The following is a 12,424-nucleotide window of genomic DNA, read 5'->3' on the forward strand; positions in this document are numbered from 1 at the left end:
ACCGACCAAAAATGTCTATCAAACCTAAATTCTCCCATTTTGTTTGTTTGCTTAGTTTGATAGTTCTGTTTTCCTGTGCCTCAAAACAGGAATTCACAAAAAGGGATGTCAAAAGATCGGAACGCCTGATTGGAATTCATTTCCCAAAAGAGGGCCGGGATACGCTGTATCCGTATTTGAAACGAAACCGCGAAGGGTACGATTCCCTCCGTAAATTCCCCTTAGGCAACGATGTTTTCCCTGCTGTTCGATTTGATCCCGTTCCTTTTGGATTTGAAATGCCAGAGCAAGCGGACAATCAAACTTGGGAAATTCCGGATCATGTGGAAATCCCAGAACCTTACAATGACTTGGCCTTTTATACCATTCCGCAATTGGCCTCATTGATCAAACACCAAAAAATCACCTCAACCGAATTGACACAGTTCTTTTTGGCCCGATTAAAAAAATACCAGCCCACCTTGCAGTGCAGCATCAGCATTACGGATAGTTTGGCCTTGGCCCAAGCGGAGCGTGCTGATGAAGAACTAAAAAATGGCATCTACCGCGGTATTTTGCATGGTATCCCCTATGGAACAAAAGATTTGATGTCCGTTCCCGGCTATACCACCACATGGGGGGCCGCACCCTACCAAAATCAAGTTTTGGATGAAACGGCAACCGTTGTAAAAAAATTGGAGGATGCCGGAGCAATTTTGGTTGCCAAACTGGTATCTGGGGCCTTGGCCCGCGGCGATGTATGGTTTGGAGGCAAGACCAAAAATCCTTGGGATATTAAGCAAGGTGCCAGTGGTTCTTCGGCGGGGTCGGGGTCGGCCACCTCGGCAGGATTGGTCCCTTTTGCCCTTGGTACCGAAACATTGGGTTCCATTACCTCGCCCAGTACCCGAAATGGAATCACGGGACTACGTCCCACCTATGGCCGTGTCAGTCGGTATGGGGTGATGAGTTTGAGCTGGTCCATGGACAAAGTAGGGCCTATGGGACGAAATGCAGAGGATTGTGCCATTGTCTTTAGCGTCATCCAGGGGAAGGACAAAAAGGATTTAACCACAGTGGATCTTCCTTTTGGAGTGGATTGGGATAAGGATATTGCCCATCTAAAGATAGCTTATCTAAAAAAAGACATCGAAAAAGATACTACGGAAAGTGGTGACAATCTAAGAACGGCACTTAAAAAATTGGAAGAAATGGGGGTACATCCCATCCCAGTGGAAATGCCAAAGGAGATTCCCTATAGAGGGTTTGATATTATTTTGAGAGCAGAGGCGGGTGCCTTTTTTGATGAATTGGTGCGATCCGGGGAAGTGGATATGATGGTGGAACAAGACCAACGTTCCCGGGCCAACTCCCTTAGGCAAAGTCGATTTATCCCCGCTGTGGAATATCTACAGGCCAATCGTCAACGACAGGTTTTGATTGAAAAAATGCACTCTCTGATGAAAGATTATGATGTGCTCATTTCCCCAACGTTTGGCAACGACCAATTGCTGGCCACCAATTTAACGGGACATCCCGTGATCGCAATCCCTACGGGATTGGATAAAGAAAATCATCCAACCAGCATGACCTTTGTGGGCAACTTATATGATGAAGCTAGTATTTTGTTATTGGCCAAGGCCTTTCAAGAGCAAACGGCATTTGATGAGCTGCACCCTCCAGGATTTTAAAGCTCTTTCGCAGGATCCCAAAAATGCTTTTGAAAATCCACGATTTGATTGTCCTTTACCTTGATTCCTTCGTTTTCCAGAAGCTGTTGCATGAGATTGGTCCCTCCAAAATGGTGTTTTCCGGTCAAGATTCCAACTCGGTTCACCACCCGGTGGGCCGGCACATCCTTGGCCGAGGAATTGTTCATGGCCCAACCTACCATTCGAGCGCTTCGGGCAGCGCCTAGATACTTTGCAATGGCCCCATAGGAGGTGACCCTACCATATGGAATCTGTCGCGCCACTTCGTAGACCTTATCAAAAAAGCTTTGCTCTTCCATTTTAGCGATAAAAGATTCGAATGAGGGTAATGATTAAAAGTACAAGCATCAAAGCACTCAAAATATAATTGGAATTCTTTGAGAACCTATTGGTCTTCGTCTCCAATTTATCAAAATAAAACGTGTACAAGTATAAAACCGCGAAGGTTCCAGCACCTGCGGCCACCACAAAAGTGGTGATGTCCTTGGCCTCAAATTTAATCCAACCGGCCTCGTTCCACATGGCATTCAGTCCACTGTAGTAGGGAATGGTCAAAAGATTTAGGGCCGCCAATAAAATACCTTTATAAAAACTGTTCTTTTTACTGACTTTTACCTCCTTTAGCTTTTGTTCTTTTTTCCGCTTGGCGGTAATAAAAAAGTAAATGGCAAAAAAGGCGAAAACCGCAATGGCTATTTTCAACAATAGGTCAATTACCTCGGGATTTTTATATAGAAATTTTGAAATAAAAACGGCAATATAGGCCTGTACCATGATCATTGTGGACACCCCCAAACTGAAGATGACACCATTCAGCTTTCCTTTTTCCACACTGGTTTTGGCCGCATTCATATTGAGCAGACCCGGCGGTACGGTAGCCATAAAGGCAGCCGAGAATGTGGCGAAGAAGAGTATAAGGATATGGGTCATTGGCTAGTTTATCCTAAACCGGATATAGGTAATTGGTTTTCCAGCATCAAGATACTGATTTTCATAGAAAGTCTGGATTTCCAAAACTTCGGAGGGGCTTCCTTCGTTTTTGTACACATCATGATTGGCATACAAAATTTCGTGCCCCAAGCCCTGTAAAAGCCCTAACGTATACCCATGCATGAACTCGCTGTCGGTCTTTAAATTTACAATCCCCTTAGGCTTGAGTATTTTTTTGTATCGCTCCAGAAAAACAGGATTTGTCATCCTATGTTTGGTGCGTTTGTATTTGATCTGTGGGTCTGGAAAGGTAATCCAGATTTCATCGACCTCGTTTTCGCCAAATAAATGATCTATCAGTTCAATTTGGGTGCGAAGGAAGGCCACATTGTCCAATTTTTGTTCCAAGGCCGATTTGGCGCCACGCCAAAACCGAGCTCCTTTTATATCGACCCCAATATAGTTTTTGTCAGGGTTTCTTTGGGCCAATCCAACAGTATACTCGCCCTTGCCACACCCCAGTTCCAGCACAATGGGATTGTCATTTTTAAAAAAAGAGACCCACTTGTTTTTTAGTTTGAATCCTTCCAGAACTTCCTCCCTTGTGGGTTGCACCACATTGGCAAACGTTTCGTTCTCCTTAAACCGTTTTAGCTTGTTCTTACTTCCCACCGCTTGTGCTTTTGAGCAAAAATTTAATGTTTTGGCAAAACTAAGGAAATCTAAAAGCAATTTGGATTTTGTTTTTTTACGGTTATGCAAAATTCGAAACGCATTTTGGTGGCTCCATTGAATTGGGGTTTGGGGCATGCTACGCGATGCATTCCCATTATCAATGCCCTTTTGGAACATGGACATCAGCCTTTTATTGCTTCGGATGGGGTTGCCTTGGCCCTTTTGCAAAAGGAATTTCCAGGTTTACCTTCCTTTGAGTTGCCTTCCTATAAAATCACCTATGCCGAAAAGGGGAAGAATTTCAAGATCAAAATGATTTGGGATTCGCCCAAGGTGATCAAGGCCATGGCCAAGGAAAAAAAGGCAGTAAAAAAATTGGTGAAAGAGCATCAATTGGATGGTATCATTTCGGATAACAGACTGGGGGTATATTACAAAAAAGTACCCTGTGTGTTTATCACCCACCAACTCAATGTGCTTTCGGGGAACACTACGTGGATGAGTTCGCAGGCACATCAAAAGATCATAAAAAAGTTCAATGCCTGTTGGGTACCCGATGTTGAGGGCAAGCCCAATTTAACGGGAAAGCTGGGGCATTTGAAAAAGTCCAAACTCAACATCAAATATTTGGGGCCATTAAGTCGATTTGAAAAAATGGACGTCCCTGTGATCTATGATCTTATGGTCTTGCTTTCAGGCCCCGAACCGCAACGGACCCTTTTGGAAGAAAAACTCTTGGCGGAACTTCAGCCGTTTGAGGGAAACATTCTTTTTGTGGGGGGCAAGATTGAGGCCTCGAAGACCACAGAAGAGATCAAAACGGAAAATGGTTCCATTATTCGCATCAATTTTATGCAATCCCATGAACTGCAAACGGCATTGAACCAAAGTGCCAAGGTCTTATGCCGATCGGGCTATACCACGGTGATGGATTTGGCCAAATTGGAAAAAAAGGCCTTTTTTATACCGACACCGGGGCAATATGAGCAGGAATATCTGGCCAAACGTATGGAAAAACAAAATTTGGTGCCTTACAGTGAACAAGATAATTTTACATTGAAAGATCTATCCCGAATAGATGCTTTTGAAGGCTTGGCACAGTTTGAATCGGAAATTGATTATGCGGATTTGTTTACGGCCTTTTCCAAGGTGAATGAGAACTCGGAACCAACGTCTTCCTCACTTTCCACGTAGATTTTTTCACCATGCACCTCAATGATGTGCTTTACAATGGCCAGCCCCAGACCTGAACCTCCTTCACTGCGGCTACCGCTCTGGTCCACCCGGTAAAAACGCTCAAAAAGTCGGGGAATATGTTCCTTGGGAATACCTTCACCATTATCCGTAACCCTTACAATGACCTTGTTCTTGATCAGGTTTTCAACGCTCACCTCCGTGGTCCCGTTGGGATATCCGTATTTGATGGAGTTTACAAGAAGGTTACTGATCACCTGCTGTATTTTTTCCCGATCTGCATTTACATAGATGGGCTGTGTGTATTCCATATCAAAAGTAAGGGTGATATCCTTCTCTGCCGCCTTCATCTCCAAAAGGTCGAACACATTTTTTATCAGCTCAATGATATCAAAATCCTCTCGCTCCAATTTGAGTCCCCCTACCTCCAATTTGGTGATCAAATCCAGGTCTTTTACGATGTATATCAACCGCTCCACCCCTTTACTGGCCCGCTCCAAATACTTTTTCCTTAGTTTTTTGTCTTTCATGGCACCATCCAATAGGGTAAGGATATACCCCTGAACGGTAAAAAGTGGGGTTTTGAGTTCGTGGGACACATTTCCCAGAAAGTCTTTTCGGTATTCTTCCCGAATTTTTAGGGTGTCAATCTCTATTTTCTTTCCCTCCGCAAATTTTTCAATTTCCTCGGTAAGGGTCTTCATGTCGGTTGTTACGGGTTTTGAAGAAAAAGAGGATGACTCCAAGAGAGAGACATCGTCATAGATTTTTTTGATCCGCCGGTAGATAAAGCGTTCCACCCGAATCTGGAGGATGACAAAACAAATGGCAAAGCAAATCAGTGCAAACAGGATGGTATGGGACCAGTTTATCCTTTCTTCCTCCATAAGAAAGGCCACGAACAATCCGGTTAGGAACACTGTGATAAAAAGGGAAGACCTAAATGCAAATTTATAGGATTTCCGTAGTTGAATGGCCATTACAGAACAAACTTATACCCTACGCCCTTAACGGTTTTAAAGTGATGGTCCCCGATTTTCTCGCGCAGTTTTCTGATATGGACATCGATGGTACGGCCACCGACCACGACTTCATTCCCCCAAACTTTGTCCAGTATCACTTCTCTTTTGAACACTTTGCTTGGTTTTGAGGTAAGCAGTGACAGGAGCTCAAATTCTTTTCGGGGCAGTATGATTTCCTCGCCGTTGTTGATGATCTTGTACTCTTCCCTATTGATGACAATGTTCCCAACTTTGACGATATCCTCAACTTCTTTCTTTTCTTCCTTCAATCTTCGCAGCAATGCCTTCACCTTGCTCACCAAAACCTTTGGTTTTATGGGTTTGGTGATATAATCATCGGCACCGGCATCAAACCCGGCCACTTGCGAATAATCCTCGCCACGAGCGGTTAAGAAGGTAATGATCGAGTTTTCCAATCCAGGGGTATTCCGAATCTGTTCACAGGCTTCAATACCATCCATTTCGGGCATCATTACATCGAGGATGATCAAATGTGGCATTTTTTTCTTGGCCTTTGCCACGCCCTCAGCACCATTTTTGGCGGTAAAGACCTCATACCCTTCTGCAGACAGATTATAGCTTACAATCTCCAGAATATCAGGTTCATCGTCTACAAGTAAAATCTTAATGTCCTTGGTTTTCATGGGATGGTATTTCTAAGTTAAACGCCCAAATGTAAAGATAATACTATAACGGGATAAATGCTTAACATTCATTTAATCTCATAACATTATTGTAACGGTTCCCAAATAAACACTTAACACACAGCTAACATCGCTTTTACAGCCTGTGGCGTTCTTTGCGCCAAATACTTACCTGATAATGAAATATTTTTTATTGATTTTGACCCTTGCATTAACCGTGCAAGTGGTAGCGCAGGATGCCACGGGAAGCATCGTAGGTAAACTGACAGACAGGGAGCTGAATGACGAGCCCCTAGCTTTTGCCAATGTCCTTATAAAAGGAACAACAACCGGAACAACTTCGGATTTTGATGGTTTATATGAAATCCCCAATGTGGAACCTGGTGTGTACACATTGACCTATAGTTATTTGGGGTACGAAACTGTTGAAATTCCAAATGTAGAAGTAGTGGGTGGCAAGGTAACAAGTGTAAATGTGCCCATGAGTGCTTCTTCTGGATTAGCGTTGGACGAAGTTGTGGTTACAACTGTTTCTAGAAAAGACTCGGAAATTGCATTGCTTTTAGATCAGAAAAGAGCCATTACTTTGGAAACTTCCATTGGAGCTGAAGAATTGGCCAGAAAAGGAGCCAGCGATGCCGCCACAGCCGTTACCAAAGTCACTGGGGTCTCTAGAGAAGAAGGTTCCAACAATGTTTATGTTCGAGGTTTGGGTGACCGATTTAATGTTACCACCCTCAATGGACTTCCACTGCCATCCAACAACACAGCCAAAAAGAATATAGATCTGAGCATATTTGGCACAAGCATCATTGAATCTATTGGAATAGATAAGACCTATAATGCACAAAATTATGGTGATTTTGGTGGCGCCAACATTAATATTGTATCTCGAAACTATACGGGATCTGGTTTCTTGGAGCTCGGTGTAGGTTCTGGGGTAAACACCGAGGCCATTGGTGTTGATGATTTCTACTTATTTGATGGCCCAAATTTTAGTGGTTTTTACGATAAATCAATTCCTGATGGTGCCTTCAACAACAATTTTGACACAAGTTGGGATCGCGAGACACGAAGTACTCCAGTTAATTCAAATATTTCACTTAAGGGAGGAGAGTCCTTCAATATAGGTGAAAATTCAAGATTGAATTTCTTTGCTGTTGGTTCATTCAGCAATGGTAATTCCTATAGAGAAGGTGTAAACAGAGGAGCTCCCAACTTGGGAACCGGATTGCCCAATTCAGATTTCGATTATCAAAAATACAGCTACCAAACCTCCACAACCCTAATGGGCAACGTTGGTCTTCGTTTGGGTACTGCAAATGATATCAAATACAATTTTTTGTTGCTCAATAATAGCGAGCAAAAGCACGAGGAGTTTAACGGTATTCTAGATAGGGAGGATGATGCGCCAAACGGAGGTGGTTTTATTCAACGTAATACGTTTGACAAGACCTTGCTCCTTGTACACCAACTGTTGGGAAGTCATGATTTATCCGAAAAATTTGAGGTGAACTGGGGCTTGGGCTACAACTTTGTCCAAAACCTGATTCCAGATCGTCGCCAAAACATTCTTTTGCCATATACCAATAACGACCCAGAAGGGCCTAAGTCATTTAGGCTTGTTTCTGCTGCATCGGCAAACCATAGATTCTTTCAAGAATTGGAAGAAGAAGAAATTGTCGCCAATTTATCCACATCATTTAAATTCAAAAAAAATGAGGATGACGGGTTTGATGGAAAATTCACAGTGGGGTACAATGGCCGTTTCAAAAATGTTGATTTTGATGCCACCCAGTTTAACTACCAAATATTGAACGTTGCCAACCAACCGTTTGTAGATCCATATAACATTGATGCTTATTTTGATGAGTATGGCCCAGATTCCGGTTTTTGGCAAATCAGAACCTTTAGGGGAACAGCATCCACCGAAGGTGCGCTAGACCCGCAGACTTATGGAGGAGAACAACAGATCAATGCTGGATATGTAACCTTGGAATACAAGTTTACTCCAAAATTCACGTTGTTCGCTGGTGCCCGGGGAGAGCAAATCAATCAGACCATTGAATGGAGCACCGTAATTCAAGGGGATGACAGCAACGAATTGGACACCTTTGAGTTTTTGCCTTCACTGGCTTTAAAATATGAATTGAACGAAAAGCAAAATTTACGGTTGGCAGCCAGTAAAACGTATACTTTGCCACAGTTTAAGGAGAGGGCACCCTTTCTTTTCCAAGAAGAAATCAACCAAGATACACAAGGTAACCCTGCCCTAACCAATTCTACCAATTACAATTTCGACCTAAGATGGGAACTGTTCCCAACATCAAGCGAGTTGGTATCGTTGGCGGTGTTTGGAAAATACATTGAAAATCCAATCAATACTTTCTTGGTTGTATCAGCCGCCAACAATTTAAGCTATGCAAACACAGGTGACAACGCCAGAGCTTTTGGTGCTGAACTGGAAGTGAAATTGGACATCATAGAAAATGAAAGGGAAACAGCAGAAAGTATCTTGACCAATAGACTGTCCATAGGTGGTAATGTTTCCTATTTGAACACCAGTCAAGAATTGGACTATCAAAAAGTTTCGGACGAAACAATTTTTGCGGCTGCTTTTACCAACACAAAGGCTCCTTTGCAAGGCGCATCTGACTTTATTTTTAATGCTGATGCCAGCTATTACACAGAATTTTCTGAAAACAAGAACCTCAGGACCACTCTTGCTGCCAACTATTTCTCGGATCGTATTTACGCTTTGGGGAGCACTGGTAGGGGCCATTTAGTGGACAAAGGTTTTGTTGCCCTTGACTTTATTACCACTGCTGAGTTGGGAGAACACTTTGAGATTGGATTGAACATGAGAAACCTGCTAAATCCTACCGTTGAACGGGTAAATGAGAACGCGGAAGGAGATTTGGACACGGACAACCCCGCTATCCCTGGATTTTTGGAAGATGGCCCTGTTACAGCGCTATCATACAAAAAGGGAGTTGACTTTAGTCTGTCCTTAACCTATAAATTCTAAATCTGAATACTCACCAATAAAAATGTAAATCTGAATTTTTAATCTAAAACTATACTTATGAAAAAATCACTTTTTAAATTTTTGCTGAGCTTTGCTGCAATGGCTTTTATAGTCTCTTGTGCAAGCGACGACAATGGCCCAACCCCACCTACCGATGATGACCCAGTAGCTACGTGTTCCGACAATATCCAAAACGGTGACGAAACTGGCGTTGACTGTGGAGGATCTTGTAGTGCATGTCCTGAACCTCCTGTGGAACTTTCTGGAGATGTTACCGAAGACACGGAGTTGGATGCTTCAAACGAATATAGCCTAACAGGTAGTTATATTGTTAAACCAGGTGCTTCCTTGACCATTCCTGCCGGTACCGTTATAAAAGCTTCGGGTGGTACAGCGGCTTTCATCGGTGTTGAAAGAGGTGCACAAATCTTTGTCAATGGTACTGCCTCTGCTCCTGTTGTTATGACTTCAGATGCGGCTTCCCCTGCCCAAGGTGACTGGGGTGGATTGGTCATCGCTGGTGATGCTCCAACAAACAAAGGTGTGGATGTAACTACAGAAGTAGGTGAGCTTACGTATGGTGGAAACACAGCTGATGATGATTCTGGTTCCATCACTTACCTACGCGTTGAGTACACAGGTGCTACTTTCTCAAACGACAAAGAGTTCAACGGTGTTTCCTTGTTCGGTGTTGGTTCTGGTACTACTTTCGAGTATGTTCAATCTTACAACGGAGGTGACGATGGTATCGAGTTCTTCGGAGGAACTGTGGATGGTAACTACTTGGTATCCATCGGAAGCGGTGATGATTCCATTGATTTTGCTGACGGATGGACCGGAAACGGTAGCAACTGGTACATTGCCGGTGGTGCAAAAGCCGGTATTGAAGGTTCCAATAACGGTGATGATGGTGATGCCACTCCTGTTACCACAACTACATTGAGCAATATTACCGTAGTAGGTCCTGTTACTGAAGGTGCATTGTTCTTCAAAGAGGGTGGTGGTAGTTTTACCATTGACAATTTCTATGCTTCCGATATTGATCTTGGAGTTAATGTAACGGACGGTGATGCTCCTGCCGGAGTTCGTATTGAAAACGGTGATTTAGCAATTACAAACATCCAATTTGCTGATGCTGCTGAAGGATTCGCTGCAACTAACTACGCTGGTGCCAATCAAGCCTTCTATACCGAAGGTATTGCGACTGGTGCTGGCAACGGTGCTGCTTCTCCTGATTGGGCTTCTGGTTGGACAACAGGTTTGGACAATAGTGGTTCTACACAGGAAAACTTGGCTGGGGAAGTTACTGGTGATGTAGAGTTGGATGCTTCAATAGAATACTTCTTAACTAGTGGATTTATCGTAAAAGAAGGTGGTTCTTTGACCATTCCTGCCGGTACCGTTATAAAAGCTTCTGGTGGAACAGCTGCCTTTATCGGCGTTGAAAGAGGTGCTCAAATCTTTATCAATGGTACTGCAGCTGCTCCTGTTGTTATGACTTCCTCCAGTGAAACTCCTGCCCAAGGTGATTGGGGTGGTTTGGTAATCGCTGGTGATGCCCCTACCAACAAAGGTGTGGATGTAACTACTGAGGTAGGTGACCTTACCTATGGTGGTTCTACTGCTGATGATGATTCTGGTTCTATCACTTACCTACGCGTTGAGTACACAGGTGCTACTTTCTCCAATGACAAAGAGTTCAACGGGGTTTCACTATTTGGTGTAGGTTCCGGAACTACTTTTGAGTATGTGCAGTCTTATAATGGCGGTGATGATGGTATTGAGTTCTTTGGCGGTACCGTAAATGGAAACTACTTGGTATCCATTGGAAGTGGTGATGATTCCATTGATTTTGCTGATGGATGGACCGGAAACGGTAGCAACTGGTACATTGCCGGTGGTGCAAAAGCCGGTATTGAAGGTTCCAATAACGGTGATGATGGCGATGCCACTCCAGTTACCACAACTACCTTGAGCAATATTACCGTAGTAGGTCCTGTTACTGAAGGTGCCTTGTTCTTTAAAGAGGGTGGGGGTGTATTTACCATCACCAACTTTTACACCAGCGGTGTTGATTTAGGTGTTAACGTAACCGATACAGATGCTGAAGCAGCTGTACGAATTGAAGCTGATGACCTGTCTATCAACCCAATTCAATTTGATGCTCCTGCGATGGGCTTCTTAAATACAAACTATGCAGGATTGAACTTGGATTTCTTCACTGTTGGTGACAACACTGGTGCTGGTAATGGTGCCGCTCAACCAGATTGGGCCGCAGATTGGACCGTTGGCATCGAATAATGGTTTCGATATAACCTTTTATATATTAAAAGCCTCCGAAATATCCGGGGGCTTTTTTAGTATTCGTCAAATTAAAAGGCCTTTTCGTCAAACTGCACGCACCCCAAGGTCAATTTTTTTTATATTTGTGGCATAGCCTTTGGTATCAATATTTTATGAAGCACTTTTACCTTGTCATTTTCTTTTTTGTCTGTACGCTTGGTTTTTCACAAGAAAATACCTCAAGCTCAGATATTGATGGGTTTAAGCTGTATCCCAATCCCGTTACCCAGGGCAAGGTTTTCATTGAAACAACCAAAAATGCCCCCAAACAAATTCTCATTTTTGATGTCTTGGGAACCCAGGTCCTTCAAACCACAATTTTAGGTAACGAACTCAACCTTTCCAGACTCACCAAGGGCGTTTATATTCTCAGGGTCCTAGAAGGAAACAAAGCCGCCACTAGAAAGCTTATTGTCAAGTAGTTTACCCTTTTCAAGCCTTTCCTCTACACCATAAACCACACTTTTTCCACTTTTACCTACATATTTTTCTGTTTCACAACATTTTATAGCCTCTGAGCCAAGGTTGACCTACTTTTACTTTGCACATGATCCCAAATCAGCATACATGAAGAAAATCTACTTTGTTCTTATTATGATTATGTCTTTACCTCTAATTTCCTATGGTCAAGAGTTGGTCAGTGTAAATACTGAACCTGTACAAGAGCTAAAGGGTTTTAAAATGTACCCTAATCCTGCCTATGGCGAGGAAATCTATATTACCACCGAGACCAATGGCAACAAAGCCATCAAAATTTACGATGTTTTTGGAGAGGTGGTCCTCACGGATAGAATTTCAACCAATACCTTGGATATATCCAGATTGGTCCCCGGGGTCTATGTACTCCAGGTGACCGAACAAAAAAAGACCATGACCCGGAAACTGGTCGTTAAATAA

11 protein-coding genes are annotated in these 12,424 nt (G+C 43.2%); 6 read left to right on the top strand and 5 right to left on the bottom strand.

What is annotated here, in order from left to right; translation table 11 throughout:
* Positions 1-11 precede the first annotated feature (11 nt).
* Entirely contained in the window at positions 12-1,670 is a 1,659-nt protein-coding gene (locus A7D14_RS15150) for an amidase (RefSeq protein WP_067036453.1), read from the top strand.
* Here the strand turns inward: A7D14_RS15150 and A7D14_RS15155 are convergent.
* Genes A7D14_RS15155 through trmB form a run of 3 tightly spaced genes read right to left on the bottom strand, consistent with a single transcriptional unit; the run spans position 1,667 to position 3,293 of the window.
* A complete protein-coding gene (locus tag A7D14_RS15155; RefSeq protein ID WP_067036456.1) occupies positions 1,667-1,990 on the bottom strand; it encodes an MGMT family protein in 324 nt (107 codons plus the stop codon). The two genes, A7D14_RS15150 and A7D14_RS15155, sit on opposite strands and share 4 nt — an antisense overlap.
* Before the next feature lies 1 nt (position 1,991).
* A complete protein-coding gene (locus tag A7D14_RS15160; RefSeq protein WP_067036459.1) occupies positions 1,992-2,621 on the bottom strand; it encodes a LysE family transporter in 630 nt (209 codons plus the stop codon).
* A gap of 3 nt (positions 2,622-2,624) precedes the next feature.
* The gene (trmB, locus tag A7D14_RS15165; protein ID WP_067036761.1) at positions 2,625-3,293 is read right to left on the bottom strand and encodes a tRNA (guanosine(46)-N7)-methyltransferase TrmB; all 669 of its coding nucleotides are present in this window, start codon (positions 3,291-3,293) and stop codon (positions 2,625-2,627) included.
* Positions 3,294-3,377: 84 nt separating this feature from the next.
* On the opposite strand from trmB, the gene A7D14_RS15170 reads away from it, so the two are divergent.
* On the top strand, positions 3,378-4,490 hold the full coding sequence (locus A7D14_RS15170) for a glycosyltransferase (RefSeq protein ID WP_067036462.1): 1,113 nt from the start codon (positions 3,378-3,380) through the stop codon (positions 4,488-4,490).
* Here the strand turns inward: A7D14_RS15170 and A7D14_RS15175 are convergent.
* Together A7D14_RS15175 and A7D14_RS15180 are read right to left on the bottom strand one after the other, a co-directional pair.
* The gene (locus A7D14_RS15175) at positions 4,415-5,470 is read right to left on the bottom strand and encodes a sensor histidine kinase (protein ID WP_067036465.1); all 1,056 of its coding nucleotides are present in this window, start codon (positions 5,468-5,470) and stop codon (positions 4,415-4,417) included. The genes A7D14_RS15170 and A7D14_RS15175 overlap by 76 nt on opposite strands.
* Positions 5,470-6,156: a response regulator transcription factor gene (locus tag A7D14_RS15180; RefSeq protein WP_067036468.1), complete on the bottom strand. Its 687-nt coding sequence runs from the start codon at positions 6,154-6,156 to the stop codon at positions 5,470-5,472. The genes A7D14_RS15175 and A7D14_RS15180 overlap by 1 nt, the downstream gene beginning before the upstream one ends.
* A 178-nt stretch (positions 6,157-6,334) precedes the next feature.
* On the opposite strand from A7D14_RS15180, the gene A7D14_RS15185 reads away from it, so the two are divergent.
* The 4 genes from A7D14_RS15185 to A7D14_RS15200 all read left to right on the top strand — a co-directional run bounded on the left by A7D14_RS15185 (position 6,335) and on the right by A7D14_RS15200 (position 12,424).
* A complete protein-coding gene (locus A7D14_RS15185; RefSeq protein WP_067036471.1) occupies positions 6,335-9,184 on the top strand; it encodes a TonB-dependent receptor in 2,850 nt (949 codons plus the stop codon).
* Positions 9,185-9,241: 57 nt separating this feature from the next.
* The gene (locus A7D14_RS20090) at positions 9,242-11,485 is read left to right on the top strand and encodes a hypothetical protein (RefSeq protein ID WP_067036474.1); all 2,244 of its coding nucleotides are present in this window, start codon (positions 9,242-9,244) and stop codon (positions 11,483-11,485) included.
* A 155-nt stretch (positions 11,486-11,640) separates the two neighbouring features.
* Positions 11,641-11,949 carry a T9SS type A sorting domain-containing protein gene (locus A7D14_RS15195; protein ID WP_067036477.1) on the top strand — a complete coding sequence of 103 codons (309 nt, stop codon included), beginning with the start codon at positions 11,641-11,643 and terminating at the stop codon, positions 11,947-11,949.
* Positions 11,950-12,094: 145 nt separating this feature from the next.
* Positions 12,095-12,424 (top strand): T9SS type A sorting domain-containing protein, encoded by a 330-nt coding sequence (locus A7D14_RS15200; RefSeq protein ID WP_067036480.1) that lies wholly within the window; start codon positions 12,095-12,097, stop codon positions 12,422-12,424.

This window comes from Allomuricauda sp. CP2A (assembly GCF_001683915.1).
Taxonomy (GTDB): Bacteria; Bacteroidota; Bacteroidia; order Flavobacteriales; family Flavobacteriaceae; genus Flagellimonas.